The 23,760-nt window shown below is 67.6% G+C and carries 20 protein-coding genes; 19 read left to right on the top strand and 1 reads right to left on the bottom strand.

The genetic code is table 11. From position 1 onward, the window contains the following. The first annotated feature begins 1 nt into the window (after nt 1). Nucleotides 2-2,914: an excinuclease ABC subunit UvrA gene (gene uvrA, locus ACY48E_RS09155; protein ID WP_462871842.1), complete on the top strand. Its 2,913-nt coding sequence runs from the start codon at nt 2-4 to the stop codon at nt 2,912-2,914. Between the two features lie 61 nt (nt 2,915-2,975). Here uvrA and ACY48E_RS09150 read toward each other — a convergent pair whose 3' ends face one another. Continuing rightward, a complete protein-coding gene (locus ACY48E_RS09150) occupies nt 2,976-3,311 on the bottom strand; it encodes a DUF1844 domain-containing protein (RefSeq protein WP_462871841.1) in 336 nt (111 codons plus the stop codon). A 327-nt stretch (nt 3,312-3,638) separates the two neighbouring features. On the opposite strand from ACY48E_RS09150, the gene infC reads away from it, so the two are divergent. From infC to tyrS, 18 genes are all read left to right on the top strand, one after another. Continuing rightward, a complete protein-coding gene (gene infC, locus ACY48E_RS09145; RefSeq protein WP_462871840.1) occupies nt 3,639-4,298 on the top strand; it encodes a translation initiation factor IF-3 in 660 nt (219 codons plus the stop codon). Nucleotides 4,299-4,337: 39 nt separating this feature from the next. Beyond that, nucleotides 4,338-4,532, top strand: coding sequence for a 50S ribosomal protein L35 (gene rpmI, locus ACY48E_RS09140; protein WP_462871839.1), 195 nt, complete (start codon nt 4,338-4,340; stop codon nt 4,530-4,532). Nucleotides 4,533-4,578: 46 nt separating this feature from the next. Beyond that, nucleotides 4,579-4,968 carry a 50S ribosomal protein L20 gene (gene rplT, locus ACY48E_RS09135; RefSeq protein WP_462871838.1) on the top strand — a complete coding sequence of 130 codons (390 nt, stop codon included), beginning with the start codon at nt 4,579-4,581 and terminating at the stop codon, nt 4,966-4,968. After that, on the top strand, nt 4,968-5,801 hold the full coding sequence (locus tag ACY48E_RS09130) for a TrmH family RNA methyltransferase (RefSeq protein WP_462872058.1): 834 nt from the start codon (nt 4,968-4,970) through the stop codon (nt 5,799-5,801). Before rplT ends, ACY48E_RS09130 begins: the two co-directional genes overlap by 1 nt. Nucleotides 5,802-5,912: 111 nt before the next feature. After that, nucleotides 5,913-6,947, top strand: a complete 1,035-nt coding sequence (gene pheS, locus ACY48E_RS09125) for a phenylalanine--tRNA ligase subunit alpha (RefSeq protein WP_462871837.1) — start codon at nt 5,913-5,915, stop codon at nt 6,945-6,947. Nucleotides 6,948-6,993: 46 nt separating this feature from the next. Further along, nucleotides 6,994-9,513, top strand: coding sequence for a phenylalanine--tRNA ligase subunit beta (pheT, locus tag ACY48E_RS09120; RefSeq protein ID WP_462871836.1), 2,520 nt, complete (start codon nt 6,994-6,996; stop codon nt 9,511-9,513). 47 nt (nt 9,514-9,560) lie between these two features. Beyond that, entirely contained in the window at nt 9,561-10,616 is a 1,056-nt protein-coding gene (gene argC / locus ACY48E_RS09115; protein ID WP_462871835.1) for an N-acetyl-gamma-glutamyl-phosphate reductase, read from the top strand. After that, entirely contained in the window at nt 10,613-11,842 is a 1,230-nt protein-coding gene (gene argJ, locus ACY48E_RS09110) for a bifunctional glutamate N-acetyltransferase/amino-acid acetyltransferase ArgJ (RefSeq protein WP_462871834.1), read from the top strand. Before argC ends, argJ begins: the two co-directional genes overlap by 4 nt. Beyond that, nucleotides 11,839-12,726, top strand: a complete 888-nt coding sequence (gene argB / locus ACY48E_RS09105) for an acetylglutamate kinase (protein ID WP_462871833.1) — start codon at nt 11,839-11,841, stop codon at nt 12,724-12,726. Before argJ ends, argB begins: the two co-directional genes overlap by 4 nt. A gap of 71 nt (nt 12,727-12,797) precedes the next feature. Next, entirely contained in the window at nt 12,798-13,985 is a 1,188-nt protein-coding gene (locus ACY48E_RS09100; RefSeq protein ID WP_462872057.1) for an acetylornithine transaminase, read from the top strand. Further along, the gene (gene argF, locus ACY48E_RS09095) at nt 13,985-14,911 is read left to right on the top strand and encodes an ornithine carbamoyltransferase (protein WP_462871832.1); all 927 of its coding nucleotides are present in this window, start codon (nt 13,985-13,987) and stop codon (nt 14,909-14,911) included. The genes ACY48E_RS09100 and argF overlap by 1 nt, the downstream gene beginning before the upstream one ends. Continuing rightward, nucleotides 14,908-15,423, top strand: a complete 516-nt coding sequence (locus ACY48E_RS09090) for an arginine repressor (RefSeq protein ID WP_462872056.1) — start codon at nt 14,908-14,910, stop codon at nt 15,421-15,423. Before argF ends, ACY48E_RS09090 begins: the two co-directional genes overlap by 4 nt. Nucleotides 15,424-15,482: 59 nt before the next feature. Continuing rightward, a complete protein-coding gene (locus ACY48E_RS09085) occupies nt 15,483-16,682 on the top strand; it encodes an argininosuccinate synthase (protein ID WP_462871831.1) in 1,200 nt (399 codons plus the stop codon). Further along, nucleotides 16,679-18,106, top strand: a complete 1,428-nt coding sequence (argH, locus tag ACY48E_RS09080) for an argininosuccinate lyase (RefSeq protein WP_462871830.1) — start codon at nt 16,679-16,681, stop codon at nt 18,104-18,106. Before ACY48E_RS09085 ends, argH begins: the two co-directional genes overlap by 4 nt. A 117-nt stretch (nt 18,107-18,223) precedes the next feature. Further along, nucleotides 18,224-21,217 (top strand): AMP-binding protein, encoded by a 2,994-nt coding sequence (locus tag ACY48E_RS09075; protein WP_462871829.1) that lies wholly within the window; start codon nt 18,224-18,226, stop codon nt 21,215-21,217. Nucleotides 21,218-21,306: 89 nt separating this feature from the next. Next, complete coding sequence (locus ACY48E_RS09070; RefSeq protein WP_462871828.1) at nt 21,307-21,540, top strand: Trm112 family protein; 234 nt, start codon at nt 21,307-21,309, stop codon at nt 21,538-21,540. Continuing rightward, nucleotides 21,521-22,141, top strand: a complete 621-nt coding sequence (locus ACY48E_RS09065) for a DNA-3-methyladenine glycosylase (RefSeq protein WP_462871827.1) — start codon at nt 21,521-21,523, stop codon at nt 22,139-22,141. Before ACY48E_RS09070 ends, ACY48E_RS09065 begins: the two co-directional genes overlap by 20 nt. 21 nt (nt 22,142-22,162) lie before the next feature. Next, on the top strand, nt 22,163-23,431 hold the full coding sequence (gene tyrS / locus ACY48E_RS09060) for a tyrosine--tRNA ligase (RefSeq protein WP_462871826.1): 1,269 nt from the start codon (nt 22,163-22,165) through the stop codon (nt 23,429-23,431). The last annotated feature ends 329 nt before the right edge of the window (nt 23,432-23,760 follow it).

Raw genomic sequence — 23,760 nt, 5'->3', positions numbered from 1 at the left:
CGTGGCGGATCGCCTGGTAGTGAAGGGTGCGCGTGAGCACAACTTGACGGGGGTCGATCTCGATCTGCCGCGTGACTCGCTCATCGTGTTCACCGGGCTGTCGGGGTCCGGAAAGTCGAGCCTGGCCTTCGACACCATCTTCGCCGAGGGGCAGCGACGCTACGTCGAGTCGCTCTCCGCGTACGCCCGGCAGTTCCTAGGGCAGATGGACAAGCCGGATGTCGACTTCATCGAGGGTCTCTCGCCCGCTGTGTCCATCGACCAGAAGTCGACCAACCGCAATCCTCGCTCGACGGTCGGCACCATCACCGAGGTGTCGGACTATCTGCGTCTGCTCTACGCCCGCGCCGGCACGCCGCACTGCCCTGTGTGTGGCGAGCGCATTGCCAAGCAGTCACCGCAGCAGATCGTCGATCAGGTGCTCGCCATGGAGGAGGGCGTGCGTTTCCAGGTCCTCGCACCCGTCGTACGCACGCGGAAGGGAGAGTTCGTCGACCTGTTCGAGCAGCTCACCACCCAGGGCTACTCGCGGATCAGGGTCGACGGAACCGTCCACCAGCTCACCGATCCGCCCAAGCTCAAGAAGCAGGACAAGCACGACATCGACGTGGTCGTCGACCGCCTGGCCGTGAAGGCGTCGTCCAAGCAGCGGCTGACCGACTCCATCGAGACGGCTCTGCGACTGGCGGACGGGATCGTCGTCCTCGAGTTCGTCGACCGGGACACCGCGGCTCCCGACCGCGAACGTCGCTTCTCCGAGCGGCTCGCGTGCCCCAACGGGCACGCACTCGCAGTCGACGAACTCGAACCGCGGTCGTTCTCCTTCAACTCGCCCTACGGCGCGTGCCCCGAGTGCTCCGGTCTGGGCATCCGTAAGGAGGTCGATCCCGAACTCGTCGTCCCCGATCCCGATCTGTCGTTGGCGGACGGGGCCATCGCCCCCTGGTCGATGGGCCAGACCTCGGAGTACTTCGGACGCCTGCTCACTGGCCTTGCCGAGGCGATGGGGTTCGACATCGACACCCCGTGGCGCCGACTCCCGACCAAGGTCAGGCGTGCGGTTCTCGAGGGTAGCGATCACCAGGTGCACGTCCGGTACCGCAACCGCTACGGCCGCACCCGCTCGTACTACGCCGAGTTCGAAGGAGTGATGCCGTTCCTGCAGCGGCGCCTCGAGCAGACCGACTCCGAACAGATGAAGGAGCGGTACGACGGCTACATGCGCGACGTCGACTGCCCGGCATGCGGCGGTGCGCGGCTGCGTCCGGAGATCCTGTCGGTGACCATCGAGGCGGGGGAGTTCGGAGCGATGTCCATCGCCGACGTCGCATCGCTGTCGATCGCCGAATGCTCTCGATTCCTGAACGGTCTGACCCTGGGCGCACGGGAGGAGGCCGTGGCCGGTCAGGTCCTCAAGGAGATCCAGGCGCGCCTGGGGTTCCTGCTCGATGTCGGTTTGGAATACCTCACCCTGTCGCGGGCGGCAGGCACGCTCTCCGGTGGCGAGGCGCAGCGAATCCGGTTGGCCACCCAGATCGGCAGCGGTCTGGTCGGAGTGCTGTACGTCCTGGACGAGCCCTCCATCGGCCTGCACCAGCGTGACAATCGGCGCCTGATCGACACCTTGACGCGCTTGCGCGATCTCGGCAACACCCTCATCGTCGTCGAACACGACGAGGACACCATCCGCACATCCGACTGGGTGGTCGACATCGGTCCGCTCGCCGGTGAGCACGGTGGCCGTGTGGTGCACAGCGGTCCGTATCGAGACCTGCTGAAGAACGAGAACAGCCTCACCGGCGCCTACCTGTCCGGGCGCGCGAGCATCCCTGTTCCGGTCACCCGGCGGCCGGTCGATCCGCGGCGGGTCGTCACGGTGGTCGGAGCCCGCGAACACAACCTGACGGGCATCGACGTCAGCTTTCCGCTCGGTGTGCTCACGTCGGTGACCGGTGTGTCCGGTTCCGGTAAGTCCACCCTGGTCAACGACATTCTGGCAACCGTGATGGCGAACAAGCTCAACGGCGCCCGGCAGGTGCCGGGCCGACACACCAGGGTGACCGGATTGGATCAGCTCGACAAGCTCGTGCGGGTCGACCAGTCGCCGATCGGCCGCACGCCCCGGTCGAACGCCGCCACCTACACGGGCGTCTTCGACAAGATTCGAACTCTCTTCGCCGCCACCACGGAGGCGAAGGTCCGGGGGTACCAGCCGGGGCGGTTCTCGTTCAACGTCAAGGGCGGTCGGTGTGAGGCCTGCACCGGGGACGGGACCCTGAAGATCGAGATGAACTTCCTACCCGACGTCTACGTGCCGTGCGAGGTCTGTCAGGGTGCCCGATACAACCGCGAGACCCTCGAGGTGCACTACAAGGGCAAGACCATCGCCGAGGTTCTCGACATGCCGATCGAGGAGGCGTCGGAGTTCTTCCGACCGGTCACCTCGATTCATCGGTACCTGCAGACTCTCGACGAGGTCGGTCTGGGTTACGTGCGTCTGGGCCAGCCGGCCACCACCCTCTCGGGTGGCGAGGCTCAGCGGGTGAAGTTGGCCGCAGAGTTGCAGAAGCGGTCCATGGGTCGCACGGTCTACGTGCTCGACGAGCCGACGACGGGTCTTCACTTCGAGGACATTCGCAAGCTGCTGCTCGTGATCAACGGGCTGGTCGACAAGGGCAACACCGTCATCGTCATCGAGCACAACCTCGATGTGATCAAGACGTCGGACTGGGTCATCGACATGGGGCCGGAGGGCGGGTCGGGCGGGGGAACGATGGTCGCGGCGGGCACTCCGGAGACCGTCGCGGGGGTCGACGGCAGCTACACCGGTCAGTTCCTGCGCGAGGTCCTCGGCGAACGTCGTCCAGCCGCACCCGTCAAGCGCACGCGGCGCAAGGTGGCAACGGCGTCCTGATCGCCGCACGCCGGTACCGTCGGTGTCCCCGCACGCCGGTACCGTCGGTATCCCAGTACCGTCAGTAGACCGGGCCGGTGTACTTCTCGCCGGGTCCTGCACCCGGCTCGTCCGGATGCGCCGAGGCCTCGCGGAATGCGCGCTGGAGTGCCTGCAACCCGTCGCGAATCGGCCCGGCGTGCGGTCCGAGGTACTCGGCGGAGGCGGTCACCAGTCCGGCGAGAGCGGTGATCACCCGCCGGGCCTCGTCCAGGTCCAGGTGCGGGCTGGCGTCGGGGTCCGGATCGGACAGGCCAAGTTTCTCCGCCGCGGAGCTCATCAACATCACCGCTGCTCGACTGATCACTTCGACGGCAGGGACGTCGGCCAGATCGCGGACGTCGTGCGGCTCGGTCATGCCCACGAGCGTCTCACGCGGTCCGCGGTGGCGAACACGCGCCCACGCTGGGCGGGCAGTCGACGCGAACGGATTGGGTTCGGGAGCCCCCGGGGTGTTAGCCTTGACGCACGACCGCGGTCGGCCCGTTCGGGGCGACCGCACAAGTGGAGTCCGCCTCCCACCGCTGTTCGGTACGCCGATCCGCGGTCCGGTCCTCGACGCAAGTCGGGTGATGCCTGTCGAAGGGCATCGCGCAGCACGTCCTGTGCGGCGAAGACCGGTCGGCATCGGACCCCGCGTGGCCTTCTGACGAAGGTGACCGGGGTTCTTTTCGGTTCAGCCGGGATGTCGAGGGAACGCCCATCCACCGCCGAAGTCGCCGCACCACCGACGTACCCGTACTACCGAGGAGGCCCCATCAGCACTGAGACCCGCATCAACGATCGCATTCGAGTTCCCGAGGTCCGACTTGTCGGACCGGGTGGGGAGCAGGTTGGGATCGTGCGTGTTGAGGATGCACTACGCCTGGCTCTGGAAGCAGACCTCGACCTCGTCGAGGTCGCGCCCGATGCTCGTCCGCCGGTCTGCAAGATCATGGACTACGGCAAGTTCAAGTACGAAGCCGCGCAGAAGGCACGCGAGTCACGCAAGAACCAGCAGCTCACCGTCATCAAGGAGCAGAAGCTCCGCCCCAAGATCGACGACCACGACTACGAGACGAAGAAGGGCCACGTGATCCGCTTCCTCGATGCCGGGTCGAAGGTCAAGGTCACCATCATGTTCCGCGGTCGTGAGCAGTCCCGGCCCGAACTGGGGTACCGACTTCTGCAGAGGCTGGGAGCCGATGTGGCCGAGCACGGATTCGTGGAGACCTCGGCCAAGCAGGACGGCCGAAACATGACGATGGTCTTGGCGCCACACAAGGGTGCCAAGACGAGAGCCAAGGCGCAGCAGGGCGTCGACGCTCCACCGGCCACGGCGGGCGAACCTGCCGCCGGGGCCTGAGAACCACCGATAGTTGCACCGACCCAGAACTGAGGATTCATGCCCAAGTCCAAGACCCACAGCGGCACCGCCAAGCGCTTCAAGGTGACGGGGAGTGGAAAGATCGTGCGCCAGAAGGCCGGACGTCGCCACCTGCTCGAGCACAAGTCCTCGCGGGTGACCCGGCGGCTCGACGGCACCGCGGTGGTCAGCCCCAAGGACGCCCCCCGCATCAAGCGCCTTCTCGGCATCTGACCTTGACCCCTAGGGGCTCACGCCCCACGATCGACAGGATTGACCAGTGGCACGCGTAAAGAGGGCAGTCAATGCCCAGAAGAAGCGGCGTTCGATTCTCGAAGCGTCGAGTGGCTACCGCGGACAGCGGTCGCGTCTGTACACCAAGGCCAAGGAGCAGCAGCTCCACTCGCTGACCTACGCCTACCGGGATCGTCGTGCGCGCAAGGGCGACTTCCGCAAGCTGTGGATCACCCGCATCAACGCTGCTGCGCGCGCGAACGACATCACCTACAACCGCTTCGTACAGGGCCTCAAGGCTGCCGGCGTGGAGGTCGATCGCAAGATTCTCGCCGAGCTCGCCGTGTCCGACGCGGCAGCGTTCACCGCTCTCGTGGCTGTCGCGAAGGCGGCCCTCCCGGCCGACGTCAACGCCCCTGCCGGGGAAGCAGCCTGATCTCTGATCCGCACGGACGGCCCGCGGATCCGCTCACAGAGCGGACTCCGCGGGTCGTTTCCGCTGTCAAGCTCCATCGTTCGGCCGAGCGTCGACGGCGCGGCCTGTTCCTGGCCGAGGGCGAGAACGCCGTCCTCGAGGCCGTGCGGGCCGGGGTGGTTCGCGAGTTGTTCATCACCGATCGCTGGCGCGGCACCGATCTCGAGGCAGAGGCGGCAGCCGCCGGCGTGCTCCCGACTGCGGTCACCGAGCGCGCCGCCTCCGGGCTGTCCGATACCGTCACCGCGCCCGGTGTCGTCGCCGTGTGCGGGGTCCTGGACACCGATCTCGGCGCCGTTCTGGGCGATCGGCCACGCCTGGTGGTGGTGCCGGTCGAGGTGGGCGAGCCCGGCAATGCGGGAACGATCGTGCGCGTCGCCGACGCGAGCGGCGCCGACGGCGTCATCTTCGCCGGGGACGGGGTGGATCCGCACAATGGAAAGTGTGTTCGCGCGTCGGCGGGCAGCCTGTTCCACGTCCCGTTCGCTCGTGAGCGGGACGTGTCCGTCGCGCTGGCGGCGATTCGATCAGCCGGCCCGACCGTGCTGGCCACGGCAGCCGACGGCGAGGTCGATCTCGACGAGGCGGACGAGCTCCTCGCCGCTCCCACGGCATGGCTGTTCGGTTCCGAGGCGCACGGACTGCCGGTCGAGGTTCTGCAGGCCGCCGACCATCGCGTGCGTATACCGATCCACGGACGCGCCGAGAGTCTGAATCTGGCGTCGGCGGCGGCGGTGTGTCTGTACGCATCGGCGCGAGCGCAGCGCCGGGCCGATGGTGCGGGCAACCGATGATCGCTAGCGTCGAGGCCATCGCCTACGCTTTCGGTCGGCGCCGCGAGCCGGTGACAGTACGAGGGAACCGCGAGCCGGTGACAGTCCTACGGAACGAGGAGTTGTAACTTGGTGGCCGATTCGCTGACCGACGCCGCGCTGACCGCGGCGGTCGCTGCCGCGGACGACGCCATCGCCGCCGCCACCGACCTCGACTCACTGGCCGCGGTGAAGGCGTCGCACATCGGGAACAAGGCTCCACTCGCGCTCGCTCAACGCGCCCTGGGGTCGCTCCCGACCACCGAGCGGGCGGACGCCGGTAGGCGCGTGAAGGCGGCTCGCGAGCAGGTGCAGGCGGCGTTCGATGCTCGCCGACTGGTTCTCGAGGCCGAACGCGATGCGGCAGTGCTGGTCTCGGAGTCCATCGACGTCACCCTGCCGTCCGTGCGTCGACCGGCCGGCGCTCGCCATCCGATCACGGTGATCGCCGAGCAGGTGGCCGACGTGTTCGTGGCCATGGGCTGGGAGGTGGCTGAGGGTCCCGAGGTCGAGACCGAGCACTTCAACTTCGACGCGTTGAACTTCCTTCCCGATCATCCGGCTCGGACCCTTCAGGACACGTTCCACCTTGCTCCCGAAGGCTCGCGGCAGGTGCTGCGAACCCATACCTCGCCCGTCCAGGTCCGCTCGCTTCTGTCGCGTGAGCTGCCCATATACGTCGTCTGTCCGGGCCGCACCTTCCGTACCGACGAGCTCGACGCAACTCATACGCCGGTGTTCTCCCAGGTCGAGGGGCTTGCGGTGGACAGGGGGCTGACCATGGCGCACCTGCGCGGAACGCTGGATGCGTTTGCGCGCGCGCTGTTCGGACCCGAGACTCGAACCCGTATGCGGCCCAACTACTTCCCTTTCACCGAGCCGTCGGCAGAGGTCGACGTGTGGTTTCCCGGGAAGAAGGGCGGGCCCGGATGGGTGGAGTGGGGTGGTTGCGGCATGGTCAATCCGAACGTCCTGCGCGCCAGCGGTGTCGACCCCGATGTCCACCGAGGTTTCGCCTTCGGCATGGGACTCGAGCGAACCCTGCAGTTCCGCAACGATATTGCCGATATGCGCGACATCGTCGAGGGTGACGTTCGATTCGGCGTGCCTTTCGGAGTTCGAGACTGATCATCCGGTCCCGTCGGGACCACGAGTGGGAGAGAGCTGAGTCGACGTGCGAGTACCGCAGTCCTGGCTGACCGAGGTCGTGCAGAGGGCGAGTCCGGGCTGGGTGGTGTCCGCCGATGAGCTCGACAGCGGTTTCGTCGACGTCGGGTTCGAGATCGAGTCGGTCGAAACTCTCGGCCCGGTGAGCGGTCCGGTCGTGATCGGTCGTGTCGTCTCGATCGAGGAGCTGGCCGAGTTCAAGAAGCCGATCCGCTTCTGCTCGGTGGACGTGGGGGAGGCTGCGCCTCGCGGAATAGTTTGCGGTGCAACCAATTTTGCGGTCGGCGACCTGGTCGTCGTTGCGTTGCCGGGCAGCGTCCTGCCCGGCGACTTCGCGATCGCTGCACGCAAGACGTACGGCCGGGTGTCCGACGGGATGATCTGTTCGGTGTCCGAACTCGGATTGGGAACCGATCATTCGGGGATCCTGGTCCTTCCGCCGGGTACGGCGGCCGCCGGTGCGTCGGCGCACGCGATCCTGGGTTTGGACGACACCGTCTTCGATGTCAACGTCACCCCGGATCGCGGATACGCACTCAGCGTCCGGGGCCTGGCCCGTGAACTGGCCTGCGGGTTCGATCTCGAGTTCGCCGACCCCGCGGATCGTGCGGTCGGAGTCGGATCGGCGGGTGCTCGCACGGCCGACGAGGCGATCGTTCGGGAGGTGGAGCTCAGCGAAGGATGCGGGGCCACACGGTTCGCGCTTCGCTCGGTCATCGGAGTCGACCCACACGCGGTGACACCGTGGTGGGTCGCGCGGCGCCTGCTGCTGTGTGGAATCCGGCCGATCTCGCCGGCAGTGGACGTCACCAACTACGTGATGCTCGAACTCGGGCACCCGCTGCACGCCTTCGACAGTGGCCGCGTGAACGGTGACCTCGTGGTTCGTCGCGCCAGAGCGGGTGAGGAGCTGATCACCCTCGACGGCGTCACGCGCACCCTCGACCCGGAGGACGTGGTCATCGCCGACTCGACCGGGGTCATCTCTCTGGCCGGAGTCATGGGCGGAGCGAGCACCGAGGTCACGGCATCGACCACCGAGGTGCTTCTCGAAGCAGCCGTGTGGGATCCGTTGGCGATATTCCGGACGGCCCGCCGCCACAAACTTCCCAGCGAGGCGAGCAGGCGGTTCGAGCGCGTCGTCGATCCGGCGCTGGCCGTGCGTGCACTCGATCGTGCGGCGACGCTCCTGGCCGAGATCGCGGGCGGACGCGTGGAGAGGGCGCTGACCGATGTGGTGACGGTGGACCACGTCGTGGTTCGTCCGGCTGTGACGATCGAACTCGACCTGCCCGATCGGGTGGCCGGGGTCCAGTATCCGAACGGGACCGCCGCCCGGCGTCTGGAACAGATCGGCTGCCATGTCGAGGTCGTCGCCGGAGAGGACGGGCACGGACGCCTCGTGGTCACGCCGCCGACATGGCGTCCCGACCTGACCCAACCTGCCGATCTGGTCGAGGAGGTCCTGCGGCTCGAGGGCCTCGAGCGCATTCCGTCGATCCTGCCGTCCGCGCCTGCGGGCCGTGGCCTGACCGCCGAGCAGAGGCGGCGCCGGGCGATCGGGCGAGCTCTTGCACACAGCGGTCACGTGGAGGTCCTCGCTCCGGTGTTCCTGCCGGCGGGCGTGTTCGACGTGTGGGGTTTGGCAGCGGACGATCCGCGACGCCGTACCGCACGGGTACTCAACCCTCTCGAGGCCGACCGCCCCGAACTGGCAACCACCCTGCTCCCCGGCGTTCTGGAAATTCTCGCGAGGAACGTCGCGCGAGGGCAGCGGGATGTGAGCCTGTTCGCGGTGGCGCAGGTGGTCCAGCCGCACGAGGGAACCGCGCCAGTGCCGGCGTTGCCCGTCGACCGGCGCCCGACCGACGATCAGATCGCCGAACTCGACCACTCGCTGCCGAAACAGCCCGTGCACGTGTGCGCGGTGTACGCCGGGCTGCGTGATCCCGCTGGACCGTGGGGCCCCGGACGTCCGGTGGAGGCGTCCGACGCCTTCGCCGCGGTGCAGGCGATCGCACATGCCTCGGGGGTCGAGGTGGAACTGCGTGCAGGGCAACATGATCCGTGGCATCCGGGTCGCTGTGCGCAGGTGCTGGTGAACGGCTCCGTTGTCGGGTGGGCCGGGGAACTGCACCCGGCGATGCTCGAGCGAGCATCTCTGCCGCCCCGGACGTGTGCTCTCGAGCTCGATCTCGATGCGATTCCCGTCACGCAGACACTGCCCTCACCATCGGTGTCGGCCTTCCCGGCGGTGCTGCAGGACGTGGCGGTGGTCGTCGACGCGTCCGTCCCGGCGGCGGATGTCGAGGCTGCTCTGCGTGCGGGAGCGGGGGAACTCCTCGAGGACATTCGACTGTTCGACGTGTTCACGGGTTCACAGGTGGGCGAGGGACGAAAGTCTCTGGCGTACGCCCTCCGTTTCCGGGCTGCGGACCGCACCCTCACCGAAGGTGAGGCGAGCGCCGCCCGCGACAGCGCCGTGGCAGCTGCTCACGAGGCAGTGGGGGCCGACCTGCGGTCGTAGCCAGACCCGAATGTGAATGAGCTTGCATGCTCATGCATAATCATCGAATGCAGTCCACGAACTCCACGCCCGTCCGGGTCGCTGTCGCCGGGGCGAGTGGGTACGCCGGTGGAGAGATTCTGCGGCTCCTGCTCGCCCATCCGGCACTGGTGCGCGGCGATCTCGAGATCGGGGCACTGACGGCCGGCGGCAACGCGGGCACCCTGCTCGCCGACCACCATCCGCACCTTCTCCCATTGGCCGAGAAGGCGCTCGTCGAGACCTCCGCGGAGTCCCTCGCCGGGCACGAGGTCGTGTTCCTCGCGCTTCCACACGGTCATTCGGCTGCGTTGGCGGTCGAGCTGGGGGAGGACACCGTGGTGATCGACTGTGGCGCGGATTTCCGCCTCGTCGACCCGGCCGACTGGGTGCACTACTACGGAGGCGAACACGCCGGTCACTGGCCTTACGGATTGCCGGAGTTACCCGGCGCACGTGAGCAACTGGTGGGGGCGCGTCGCATCGCCGTGCCGGGGTGCTACCCGACCGGCGCCACCCTCGCGCTGGCCCCTGCGGTCGCCGCCGGTCTCGTCGAGCCGAGGGTCACCGTGGTTTCCGTCAGTGGGACCTCCGGGGCGGGACGTGCCCCGAAGGTCGACCTGCTCGCGTCGGAAGTGATGGGCTCCGCGCGGGCGTACTCGATCGCCGGTCGGCATCGGCACACCCCCGAGATCGCGCAGAACCTCTCGGCGCTCGCCGGCGAGCCCGTCACCGTCTCCTTCACGCCGGTTCTGGCGCCGATGCCGCGCGGCATCCTCACCACCTGTACCGCGGTCACTTCGGCCGGGGTGGAGCAGGTGCGGGAGGTCTATGAGAAGGCCTATGCCGAGGAGCCCTTCGTCCACCTGCTGCCCGCGGGTGCCCTGCCGCAGACAGGAGCGGTGGTCGGATCGAACGCGGTTGCCCTCACCGTCGACGTCGACGCCCGCGCGGGGCTCCTGGTGGCCGTGTGCGCACTCGACAATCTCACGAAGGGCACGGGAGGAGCTGCCGTGCAATCGATGAACCTCGCCCTCGGTTTCCCGGAAACCGACGGCCTGAGCACCGTAGGAGTGGCCCCGTGAGCGCTGCACCCGGCTCCGAGACGCCGGTTCCCGGTGTCCTGATTCGCACGCAGGGAGTGACCGCGCCCGCAGGTTTCCGTGCCGCCGGGATCGCTGCGGGCATCAAGGCGAGCGGCGCACTCGACCTCGCGCTGGTGTTCAACGAGGGTCCCGATCACGCTGCCGCCGGGGTCTTCACCGTCAACAAGGTCAAGGCCGCGCCGGTGTTGTGGTCGCAGCAGGTCCTCACGACCGGGCGCCTGCGTGCAGTGATCCTCAACTCGGGGGGCGCCAATGCGTGCACCGGGGCGCCGGGATTCCAGGACACCCATCGCACCGCCGAGGCGCTCGCCGAAGCGCTCAGCAATTGGGGAACCGAGACCGGCGCTGTCGAGGTGGCGGTGTGTTCGACCGGCCTGATCGGTGATCGGCTGCCGATGGACCGCGTACTGCCCGCGGTCTCCGAGATCGTGCACGAACTCGCGGGTGGACTCGGCGGCGGTGACGACGCCGCACGCGCCATCATGACCACCGACACGGTCCCGAAACAGGCCGCGATCCATCACGCCGACGGCTGGAACGTCGGTGGTATGGCCAAGGGCGCCGGGATGCTCGCGCCCGCTCTGGCCACGATGCTCGCCGTGATCACCACCGATGTGGTGGCCACCGCAGACCAACTCGATCGTGCCCTGCGCGCCGCCACCGCGCTGTCCTTCGACCGCCTCGACGTGGACGGCGCGACGTCCACCAACGACACCGTTCTGCTTCTCGCATCCGGGGCCAGTGGTGTCGCGGCTGCACAGGCCGACCTCGATACCGCGGTACTCGCGGTGTGCGACGACCTCGCCGATCAGCTCATGGCCGACGCGGAGGGTGCGACCAAGCATGTGCAGGTGAGCGTTACGGGTGCACGAACCATCGACGACGCCCTCGTCGCGGCTCGCACCGTCGCACGCGACAGCCTGGTGAAGACGGCACTGTTCGGCTCGGACCCCAACTGGGGTCGCGTGGTGGCCGCCGTCGGGATCGCCCCGATAGACCTGGACCCGAACCTCATCGCGGTCTCGTTCAACGGGACCGATGTGTGCGTCGACGGCGTCGGCGCTCCCGGAGCCCGCGACGTCGATCTCTCGGGCACGAACATCACCGTCGAGATCGATCTCGGACTCGGTGACGGGAGCGCGTCGATCAGAACCACGGACCTCTCGCACGGGTACGTCGAAGAGAACTCGGCGTACTCGTCGTGACCATCACGGCCGTCGACAAGGCGGAGATACTGGCGGGCGCTCTGCCGTGGCTGCAGAAGTGGGCCGGCACCACCATCGTGATCAAGTACGGCGGCAACGCGATGATCGATCGTGACCTCCAGCGCGGGTTCGCCGCGGACATGGCTTTCCTGCGAACGGTCGGGATCAATCCGATCGTCGTACACGGCGGTGGGCCTCAGATCACCGCGATGCTGACCCGATTGGGCCTCGAGGGCGAGTTTCGCGGTGGGTTCCGCGTGACCACCCCCGAGGTCATGGACGTCGCCCGCATGGTGCTCTTCGGTCAGGTGGGCCGGGAGCTGGTCGGGCTGATCAATGCACACGGCCCCCTCGCCGTCGGCATCTCGGGCGAGGATGCCCGTTTGTTCACCGCCACCCGCCGAACCGTGTCCGTGGACGGGCGTGAGACCGACATCGGTCTGGTGGGGGACGTCACCTCGGTGGATCCGGCCGCCGTGCTGGACCTGCTTGCCGCAGGACGTATCCCGGTGGTCTCGACCATCGCTCCCGACGCCGACGGCGTGGTGTACAACATCAACGCCGACACTGCCGCTGCAGCCCTGGCGCAGGCTCTTCGCGCTCAGAAGCTGGTCGTTCTCACCGACGTCGAAGGTCTGTACACGTCGTGGCCGGATCGCTCGTCGCTGGTGTCGGAAATCGACTCCGCAGCGCTGTCGGCGTTGATGCCCTCGCTCGATGCGGGCATGGTCCCGAAGATGGAGGCATGTCTGCGGGCGGTCACCGGTGGTGTGCCGTCGGCGCACGTCATCGATGGTCGGGTGCGGCACGCGGTGCTGCTCGAGCTGTTCACCGGTGAGGGGATCGGAACCATGGTCACGCACACGGAGGAGGTCTGCCGGTGAGCACCCAGCACACGAGCACTCAGCACACGAGTACTCAGCACACGAGCACCGCCGATGACACGCCCACCACGCTGATCAAGCAGCGATGGGCTGCATCGATGATGAACAACTACGGCGTGCCGAACGTCGCACTCGTGTCCGGATCCGGCGCCGTGGTCGTCGACGCGGACGGCCGCGAGTACCTCGACCTGCTGGCCGGTATCGCGGTGAACATTCTCGGGCATGCGCATCCGGCCATCGTCGGAGCCGTCACCGCGCAGCTTCGCACGCTCGGACACACGTCGAACCTGTATGCCACCGGTCCCACGGTGGAACTGGCCGAGCGCCTTCGAAGCCGGCTGGGGTCGAGCGGTGACGACCTGCACGCACGAGTCTTCTTCTGCAACTCCGGTGCCGAGGCGAACGAGGCCGCCTTCAAGATCGCCCGCACCTCCGGTCGACCCCACATCATCGCTGCGGAGGGTTCGTTCCACGGCCGGACCATGGGTGCGCTGGCGCTGACCGGGCAACCCGACAAGCGGCGACCGTTCGAGCCCATGCCTGCCGGTGTCTCGCACGTTCCCTACGGAGACATCGGCGCGCTCGCGGCCGCGGTGGACGAGAACACCGCTGCGGTGTTCCTCGAACCGATCATGGGCGAGGGTGGCGTGGTGGTTCCGCCCGACGGCTACCTCGCCGCCGCCCGGGCCATCACCGCCGAACGCGGCGCGCTGCTGATCCTCGACGAGGTCCAGACCGGTATCGGTCGAACGGGCTGGTTCTACGCACACCAGGCGGCTGGCATCGTTCCCGATGTGATGACCCTTGCCAAGGGTCTGGGCGGTGGACTGCCGATCGGCGCGTGCATCGGTATCGGCCGCGCTGCCGATCTGCTCGAGCCGGGCAAGCACGGCACCACGTTCGGAGGCAACCCGGTGTGTGCGGCGGCCGCGTTGGCCGTGCTCGACACCCTCGACGCCGACGATCTGCTCGCGCATGCCGACCGTCTCGGCAAGACGATCCGGCAGGACATCGAGGATCTCCATCATCCGCTCGTCGACCATGTTCGGGGGTCGGGCCTGCTGATCGGCGTCGCCCTCACCCGCCCCGTGGCTCCTGTCGTGGAACGTGTGGCGCGTTCGGCCGGCTTCCTGCTCAACGCAGCCCAGCCGGGCGTACTCCGGTTGGCTCCACCCCTGGTCCTCACGGACGAGCAGGCGCACTCGTTCGTCGACGCGTTGCCGACCATCCTCGACACCGCGACACAGGAGGCACAGTGATGACCGTGCGGAACTTCCTTCGCGACGACGACCTACAGCCCGGTGAGCAAGCCGAGATCCTGGCGCTGGCAGCGGAGTTGAAGGCAGCGCCATTCTCGCGGCGTCCGCTCGACGGGCCTCGCGGGGTGGGGGTGATCTTCGAGAAGAACTCGACGCGGACCCGTTTCTCCTTCGAACTCGGCATCGCGCAGCTCGGCGGTCACGCGGTCGTCGTCGACGGTTCCACCACGCAGCTGGGGCGTGAGGAGACCCTCGAGGACACCGGACGGGTGCTCTCGCGGTACGTCGACGCGATCGTCTGGCGCACGTTCGGTCAGGATCGGTTGGAGGCGATGGCGGCCGGGGCCACCGTTCCACTGATCAATGCTCTCTCCGACCAGTTCCACCCCTGCCAGGTGCTCGCCGACCTGCAGACCCTCGCCGAGCGCAAGGGCGCACTGGCCGGTCTTCGCCTGACCTATGTCGGCGACGGCGCCAACAACATGGCCCATTCCCTGCTTCTCGGTGGCGCGACGGCGGGTATGGAGATCGCCGTCGCGTCACCGCCCGGGTTCGCACCCGATCCGGCCGTCGTGGCCGATGCGTCCTCGCGCGCCGAGGCCACCGGCGGGCGCATCACGGTCACCACCGACGTGGCGGCTGCCGTTGCCGGTGTCGACGCCCTGGTCACCGACACCTGGACGTCGATGGGTCAGGAGAACGACGGGCGCGATCGCACAGCGCCGTTCCTGCCGTACCGCATCGACGCGGCGCTTCTCGATCGAGCCGATCCCGACGCCGTCGTCCTGCACTGCCTGCCCGCCCACCGCGGCGAGGAGATCACCGACGACGTTCTCGACGGCCCGTCCAGCGCGGTGTGGGACGAGGCCGAGAACCGGCTCCATGCCCAGAAGGCGGTGTTGACATGGCTGCTCGACCGATCATGACCGCCGGATCGGAGCCGACTCCGAGCGCGTCGCCCGTCGTGGCCAACACTCGATCGGGCCGACAGTCGCGGATCGTGGCGCTGGTGTCGGCGCATCAGGTACGCAGCCAGATCGAACTCGCCGGGCTGCTGGCCGAAGAGGGGATCGAGGTGACTCAGGCGACCCTCTCGCGTGATCTCGACGAGTTGGGGGCGGTGAAGCTGCGAGCAGCCGATGGCGGAGCCGGGGTGTACGTGGTGCCCGAGGACGGGAGCCCTGTGCGCGGGGTCTCCGGAGGCACCGATCGCCTCGGCCGGTTGCTCGGGGAACTCCTGGTCTCCACCGATGCCAGCGGTAACCAGGCTGTTCTGCGCACGCCGCCGGGTGCTGCCCACTACCTGGCCAGTGCGCTCGACAGGGCATGCCTGCCGGAGGTGGTGGGAACCATCGCCGGCGATGACACCATTCTCGTGATCGCGCGTGAACCGCTCACCGGGCGCGAGGTCGCAGACCGAATCGAACGGCTCGCCTGAGCCGGGCTCTACACAACCAACACCACACCCAACCCTGATCATCGAGGAGCACACACCCCATGGCCGAGCGCGTCATTCTCGCCTACTCCGGCGGATTGGACACTTCCGTCGCCATCAGCTGGATCGGTCGGGAAACCGGCAAGGAGGTGGTGGCGGTGGCCATCGACCTGGGGCAGGGCGGCGAGGACATGGAGGTGGTCCGCCGGCGCGCCCTCGACTGCGGTGCCGTCGAGTCGGTCGTCGTCGACGCCCGCGACGAGTTCGCCGAGGAGTACTGCCTGCCCACCGTGCGCAACAACGCTCTCTACATGGACCGTTACCCGCTCGTCTCGGCCATCAGCAGACCTCTCATCGTCAAGCACCTGGTAGCCAACGCTCGGGCCCACGGGGGAACCGTCGTCGCACACGGGTGCACCGGGAAGGGCAACGATCAGGTTCGATTCGAGGTCGGGTTCAACACTCTCGCTCCCGAGCTCGAGGTCCTCGCCCCGGTGCGGGACTACGCGTGGACTCGCGAGAAGGCGATCAAGTTCGCCGAGGACAACGCCATCCCGATCAACGTCACCACCAAGTCGCCGTTCTCGATCGACCAGAACGTGTGGGGCCGCGCCGTGGAGACAGGGTTCCTCGAGGACCTCTGGAACGCACCGACCAAGGATGTCTACGACTACACGCAGGATCCGACGGTCAACTTCAACGCACCGGACGAGTTGATCCTGACCTTCGACCAGGGCCGACCCACTGCGATCGACGGTCGCCCGGTCTCGGTACTCGAGGCCATCCAGGAGCTCAACACCCGAGCCGGGGCGCAGGGCGTCGGGCGCCTCGACGTCGTCGAGGATCGTCTCGTCGGCATCAAGAGTCGAGAGATCTACGAGGCACCCGGTGCCATGGTGCTGATTCGCGCGCACGAGGAGCTCGAGCACGTCACCCTCGAGCGCGAGCTCGGCCGGTACAAGCGCCGCACCGATCAGAAGTGGGCGGAACTGGTCTACGACGGCCTCTGGTACTCGCCGCTGAAGGCCGCTCTCGACTCGTTCGTCGACCACACGCAGCAGTACGTGTCCGGCGAGATCCGACTGGTTCTGCACGCGGGCTCGATCATCGTCAACGGCCGCCGGAGCGAGTCCTCGCTCTACGACTTCAACCTGGCCACCTACGACGAGGGTGACACCTTCGATCAGTCCGCCGCCAAAGGATTCGTCCAGCTGCACGGTCTGTCGTCGAAGATCTCGGCAGAGCGGGACCGCCGCGCGTGAGTGCGAACTCGCACGGGACCAACACCGGCGCTCTGTGGGGCGGCAGGTTCGCGGCAGGGCCCGCGGACGCGATGGCAGCGCTGAGCAAGTCCACCCACTTCGACTGGGTTCTTGCTCCGTACGACGTTCGGGCGTCGATGGCTCACGCCCGCGTGCTCAACGCGGCGGGACTGCTCACAGCGAGCGATCTCGAGACGATGCTCGGCGGACTGGAAAGCCTCCTGGACGATGTCGTCTCGGGCGCCTTCACCGCGGCCGAATTCGACGAGGACGTGCACGGTGCACTCGAGCGCGGGCTGATCGAGCGTGTGGGCGCGGAGTTGGGTGGTCGACTGCGGGCCGGACGATCGCGCAACGACCAGGTCGCCACGCTGTTTCGGATGTGGCTGCGCGATGCCACACGTCGCGTCTGTGCCGGGGTCCTGGACGTGGTCGATGCGCTCGTCGTGCAGGCGGCGGCGCACCCGGACGCGGTGATGCCCGGAAAGACTCACTCGCAAGCCGCCCAGCCGGTGTTGCTGGCGCACCACCTGCTGGCACACGTGCATCCGCTGCTTCGCGACGTCGAGCGATTCCAGGACTTCGACCGACGGGCCGACGTGTCGCCCTACGGGTCGGGCGCCCTCGCAGGATCATCGCTGGGCCTCGATCCGGGGAAGATCGCCGCCGAGCTCGGATTCAGTGCATCGGCGGAGAACTCCATCGACGCAACCTCTGCACGCGACTTCGCCGCCGAGGCCGCCTTCGTGTTGGCCATGACGGCGGTGGACCTGTCGAGACTGGCCGAAGAGATCGTCTACTGGTGCACTCCGGAGTACGGATACGTCACGCTCGCCGACGAATGGTCGACAGGCAGCTCGATCATGCCGCAGAAGAAGAACCCGGACGTCGCAGAACTGACGCGCGGGAAGACCGGGAGGTTGATCGGGAATCTCACGGGTCTGCTCGCCACTCTCAAGGCTCAGCCGTTGGCGTACAACCGCGATCTGCAGGAGGACAAGGAACCGGTGTTCGATTCGGTTGCGCAGCTCGAACTCCTGCTCCCGGCGCTGGCAGGTCTGGTGAGCACCCTGACTTTCGACACCGCTCGCCTGCGGCAACTCGCCCCCGCCGGGTTCACACTTGCAACCGACATAGCGGAGTGGCTGGTGCGTCGTGGTGTGCCGTTCCGGGTCTCGCACGAGGCCGCCGGTGAGTGCGTGCGGATGGCCGAGGCGCGGGGGGTGGGACTCGAGGAGCTCACCGACGACGAGCTCGCCGCCGTCTCGGTGGACCTCACGCCCGCCGTGCGCGAGGTTCTGACGGTCGACGGTTCCGTCGGTGCGCGCGACGCCGCGGGTGGAACATCCCCGGCGAGAGTGGCCGAGCAACTCGCACGGGCACGCACTCGTACCGAGGTGCTGCGCAGCTGGACAGTGACCTGAGTCGCTCGTGAGCGAAACGGCGGTCGGGTCCGAGCATCGTGTGAGACGCTACGAACCGCCTCGGCCCGGTGGCAATGATGTGGGGAGCAGATCGGTGAGTGTGATGAGTGGGATCCGGTGGGCGTGAGCAACAATTCGATCGGTTCGCAGCTCAAGCGGCTGGTGGCGACGGCGCAGAACGGCCTCGAGGTCATCCGCCTCGGCGGTCTCGAGACCGACGTCGCGCCCTCGCCCTTCCGTGTGGTCGACCGCACCCCGATGTACCGGCTCCGGCGTTACTTCCCCGACTCCGAGCAGTACGGACCCCCGGTGATTCTCGTCCCGCCGATGATGGTGTCCGCCGAGGTGTACGACGTCACGAGAGACCAGGGCGCCGTGGGCATCCTGCATGCTGCCGGGCTCGATCCGTGGGTCGTCGACTTCGGCTCACCGGAGACCGAGGAGGGCGGCTGGAACCGTACGTTGGCCGACCATGTGGTCGCGATCAGCGAGATCGTCGACACCGTCAGCGAGCACACCGGCCGCAAGGTACATCTCGCCGGCTACTCCCAGGGCGGGATGTTCTGCTATCAGGCCGCCGCGTACCGCGCCAGCAGGAACCTGGCCGGCATCATCACATTCGGGGCGCCGGTGGACACCCTGGCGGCTCTGCCGCTCGGCATCCCGGCGGGGGTGGCAACACGCACTGCCGAGTTCCTCGCAGACCACGTCTTCACCCGTCTCGCGGTGTCGGGTTGGATGGCTCGTACCGGGTTCCAGTTGCTCGATCCGGCAAAGACGGTCAAGTCACGCATCGACTTCCTGATGCAGCTGCACGACCGAGATGCCCTGCTCCCGCGTGAGCAGCAGCGCCGATTCCTGGCGATGGACGGGTGGGTTGCCTGGTCCGGCCCCGCAGTAGCGGAGCTGTTGAAGCAGTTCGTGGTCCACAACCGGATGATGACCGGCGGGTTCGTCATCGACGGCAAGGCTGTGACTCTGGCCGAGCTGACGGTGCCGATCCTCGCGTTCGTGGGTGAGGTCGACGACATCGGTCAGCCCCTCGCGGTCCGCGGCATCAAGCGGGCCGCGCCGCGTTCGGAGGTGTTCGAAGCCGCATTGCGCGCCGGCCACTTCGGTCTCGTCGTCGGCTCGACCGCAGCTGCCCAGACATGGCCGACCACCGCGGCGTGGATCCGGTGGCGTGAGGACCTCGGGCCGCGTCCGCCCGGCATTGCTCCGATGGTTCACGACGTGCACGCCGAGGACACGTCCGGTGTCTCCGTCACCGACCGAGTGCTCCACACGGCCGCCTCGGTGGCCGAGGTGGGGGTCGGAATCGGTCGCGGTGTCGTCGCGGCCGCGATCGGTGCGGTGCGTGGGACGCGGGAGATCTCGTCGGAGGCCGTGCGGACCCTTCCGCGTCTGGCTCGACTCGGCCAGTTGCAGCCTCACTCGCAGGTCTCGTTCGGTCGACTGGTCGCCGAGCAGGCGCGTCGCTCACCGAACGACGAGTGTTTCGTCTTCGACGACCGTGTCTACTCGTACTCGGCGGTCGACGCCCGGATCGACCGAGTTGTCGCCGGTCTCATCGGTCATGGGGTTCGCCCGGCCACCCGGGTCGGTGTGCTGATGGAGACCCGACCGAGCGGACTCGCTGCAGTCGCCGCCCTGTCGCGGATCGGTGCGGTGGCAGTGTTGATGCAACCGGGCAGCGATCTCGCGCAGGCGGTGGTACTCGGGCGCGTCGAATCCGTCGTGGTCGACCCTGAGAACCTCTCGGCCGCCGCTGAGCTCGAGCTCGACCTGATGGTTCTCGGTGGCGGCGACCACCGCCCCCCGGCAACCGCCCGAACGTCGGCGGGTGTGGTCGATCTCGAGTTCTTCGACCACACTTCGGTCGAACTACCTGCCTGGTACACCCCCAATCCGGGTCTGGCGGGCGAGCTGGCCTTCGTGATCTTCGGTGTGGCACACGGTGGGATGCAGGCCCGGCCGATCACCAACTACCGGTGGGCCCTGTCCGCCTATGGCACTGCCAGCGCGGCGGGTCTGGGTTCAGGTGACACCGTCTACTGCCTTGCACCACTGCACCATTCGGCGGGATTGCTGGTGGCGGTCGGTGGGGCACTCGCAGGAGGATCGCGCATTGCGCTCTCGCGCGGGGTGGACCCGGAACGATTTGCGGGCGAGGTTCTGCGGTACGGCGTCACCGTGGTCTCGTACACCTGGGCGATGATGCGTGCGCTGGTCGACTCGCCCGCCTTCCCGGAGCCCGGTACGCACTCGGTGCGTCTTCTCATCGGATCCGGTATGCCGACCGGTCTGTGGCGCCGATGCCTCGAGAAGTTCGCTCCCGCCGGGGTTCTCGAGTTCTACGCCTCCACCGAGGGTGACATCATCCTCGCCAACGTTCGGGGTGCCAAGATCGGCTCCAAGGGCCGCCCGCTTCCCGGCAGCGCGAAGTTGGCCATCGCCGCATACGACCCCGTCACGGCGAAGGTCGAGATCCAGCAGGACGGATTCGTACGTCGCAGTGGCGTCGACCAACCGGGGCTGCTGCTCGCGCGCCCGGGCCTGGACGTGGATCCGAGCACCGCGGTCATGCGCGGGGTGTTCGCACCCGGCGACATGTGGGTCCCGACGGACCTGATGTTTCGCTGCGATTCCGACGGCGACTACTGGTACCTCGGCAATCGCCACGCGGTGATCACGACCTCTCGCGGACCGATGTTCCCGCAGTCCATCGCAGACGCGGTCGGCGTTCTCGACAAGGTGGACCTCGCGGTCGCGTACGGCGTCGGCCCGGTGGGCCACCAGTACGCGGTGTGCGCGGTGACCCTGCGAACGGCCGGCGGGCCGACGGGCGGTGGCGCCAGGAGCCGCGGAGCAGTGGCGCTGTCGGCGCGCGAGATCACCGAGGCCGTCGGCACCCTGCTGCCCGGCGAGCGTCCGGACGTCGTGCATGTCGTCCCCGAGATCTCCCTGGGTGCGTCCTTCCGCCCGGTCGTATCCGACCTCATCGAACAGGGTCTTCCACGCCCGGGTGTTCGAACCTGGTACTTCGATCCGTCGTCGGCCACCTACCGGCGGCTCACCAAGGCCGTCGTCGCCGAGCGATTCGCGGGTTGACGGTAGGGTTTGCCTCAGGAGACGGACAGGGTTCGACGTCTTCGAGAATTCGTTCGCTCCATCCATTCGGCCCCGTCGAGAGGTAGTTCGTGATCATCGACTCCGAGTTGCACAGGATGTTGGCCTGTCCGCAGGATCGGGGCCCGTTGCTGCTCGTTCAGGGCGAGTTGCTCTACAACCCTCGCCTGCGCAGGTCGTACCCCATCGTCGACGGGATCGCCGTTCTGTTGATCGACGATGCGCGCGATGTCGACGACAGCGAGCACGAGAGGATCCTCGCTCGCGCGGTCGCTCCATCGTCGGATGCGTCCGAACTTTCCTGATCAGCGTCTACTCGCCGACGCAGACCCCGAAACCGCCGCCCGTCGGCTGGTCGGGGCGACGTTCGAGACCGACGACGTCCGGATCGTCGTCGTGGAGACCGAGGCGTACGGAGGGCCGGCGGACGGCCGATGGCCGGATCCGGCGTCCCACTCCTGGTGCGGGCCGACGGCACGCAACCAGTCCATGTTCGGACCGGCCGGGCAGCTGTACGTCTACCGCTCGTACGGCGTGCACCTGTGCGTCAACATCTCGTGCGGACCCGACGGCGAGGCGGCCGCGGTACTGCTGCGCGCTGCCGCGGTGACGGGCGGGGTGTCCTGTGCTCGTCGCCGTCGCCCGGGCGTGGATCGAGACAGCGCTCTCGGGCGCGGGCCCGGTTCATTGGGCCGCGTGCTCGGTGCTGACCTGCAGTGGTCGGGGACGTCTGCGCTGACCGGTGGTGCACCCATCCGTCTGGTGGCCACCGATCCAGGTGTCCCGATCGTCTGCGGGCCGCGCGTCGGGGTGTCGCGAGCAGCGGACCGCCCGTGGCGATTCTGGATTGACGGTGCACCCGAGGTCTCGACCTATCGACGTAGCCCCCGGGCCCCGCGGGGGTAGCGCGTGCGGCAAGATCGAGCAGTGAGCATCATCGACGACCTGACCGAACGCGGCCTGATCGCACAGTCCACCGATGTCGACGCCCTGCGCGCGGCGGTCGCAGCGGGTCCGATCACCCTCTACACGGGCTTCGATCCCACCGGGCCGTCGTTGCACGCCGGACACCTCGTGCCCCTGCTGGTCCTCCGGAGGTTCCAGTTGGCCGGGCACCGTCCGATCGTGCTCGCCGGCGGTGCCACGGGCCTGATCGGCGATCCGCGCGATGTGGCTGAGCGCACGATGAACTCGGTCGACACCGTCGCGGAGTGGGCGGAACGCATTCGGGGGCAGCTCGAGCGGTTCGTCGAGATCGGGTCGGGCCCCACGTCGGCGATCGTGGCCAACAATCTCGACTGGACAGCGTCGATGTCGGCGATCGAGCTTCTTCGAGACGTGGGTAAGCACTTCTCCATCAACGTGATGCTCGCTCGCGAGACCGTCAGGCGACGGCTCGACGGCGACGGGATGTCGTACACCGAGTTCAGCTACATGCTCCTGCAGGCGTACGACTTCCTGCACTTGCGCCGCACGTACGACTGCACGCTGCAGGTCGGCGGGTCGGACCAATGGGGAAACATTGTCGGCGGCGTCGAACTCAATCGCCGCGTGGACGGCGAATCGACGCACGCGCTCACCGTCCCCCTCGTGACCGCGGCGGACGGAACGAAGTTCGGCAAGTCCACCGGTGGCGGGAGTTTGTGGCTGGACCCGGACCTGACCTCGCCGTATGCGTGGTACCAGTACTTCGTCAACACCGCTGATGCAGACGTGATCCGATACCTGCGCTGGTTCACTTTTCTCACCGGGGACGAGATCGACGATCTGGCCTCCGAACTGAGCGAGAGGCCGCAACTGCGCTCGGCCCAGAAGCGCCTTGCGGCGGAGATGACCACGCTGGTTCACGGTGAGGGCAACACTCGGGCGGTGGAGTTGGCCAGCTCGGCGCTGTTCGGTCGAGGCAACCTCGCCGACCTGGATGAGTCGACGCTCGTGGCGGCGCTGCGAGAAGCCACGCTGATCGACGTCGATCGCTCGGGAGCCGACTCGTCGATCGTGGACCTGTTGGTCGCGACCGGGCTGTGCGAGAGCAAGGGCGCCGCGCGGCGTGCGGTTCGAGAGGGCGGTGTGTCGGTCAACAACGACAGGGTGTCCGATGAGCTATGGGTTCCGGACCGTGCCGATGCACTGCACGGTTCCCTGCTCGTGCTCAGACGCGGGAGGCGCAACTTCGCGGGCGTCCGCCTGGCGTGATCGGCCGGCCACCGGGTTGACCTGCAGATTTGACGAGCTGTTATCCGTCGCGTAACTTAGCGGGAGCCAGCGAGGAGCGGTTGTCTTCGAACTTCCGCCAGGCTTTCGCTCGCAGACTCCGGGCTTTGACTCTGGGCCGCGAGGTGGTTAGCCTAGCTCGGTTGCCCCGGATCGTGCTGCTGTGTGTGGTGCGTGGTGGTGTGTGCGTGTTCTTTGAGAACTCAACAGTGTGTCGATGAATGTCAGTGCCAATTTTTTTTGGTTTGCTGGTCCTCCGTGCTGTGTGTGGGGGGCTGGTTTTTGTCAGTACATTTTTTGTGCTGGCGTGG

The sequence above is a fragment of the Rhodococcus sp. AZ1 genome, from assembly GCF_054979605.1.
This window is presented reverse-complemented; position numbering and strand designations above follow the sequence as displayed.

Bases quoted from the DNA above. Each gene is read 5' to 3' on its own strand.
- ACY48E_RS09150 (WP_462871841.1), bottom strand. From the start codon at position 3,311: ATGACCGAGCCGCACGACGTCCGCGATCTGGCCGACGTCCCTGCCGTC.
- infC (WP_462871840.1), top strand. From the start codon at position 3,639: ATGTCGAGGGAACGCCCATCCACCGCCGAAGTCGCCGCACCACCGACG.
- rpmI (WP_462871839.1), top strand. From the start codon at position 4,338: ATGCCCAAGTCCAAGACCCACAGCGGCACCGCCAAGCGCTTCAAGGTG.
- argC (WP_462871835.1), top strand. From the start codon at position 9,561: ATGCAGTCCACGAACTCCACGCCCGTCCGGGTCGCTGTCGCCGGGGCG.
- argF (WP_462871832.1), top strand. From the start codon at position 13,985: ATGACCGTGCGGAACTTCCTTCGCGACGACGACCTACAGCCCGGTGAG.
- ACY48E_RS09090 (WP_462872056.1), top strand. From the start codon at position 14,908: ATGACCGCCGGATCGGAGCCGACTCCGAGCGCGTCGCCCGTCGTGGCC.
- ACY48E_RS09085 (WP_462871831.1), top strand. From the start codon at position 15,483: ATGGCCGAGCGCGTCATTCTCGCCTACTCCGGCGGATTGGACACTTCC.
- ACY48E_RS09065 (WP_462871827.1), top strand. From the start codon at position 21,521: ATGCGTCCGAACTTTCCTGATCAGCGTCTACTCGCCGACGCAGACCCC.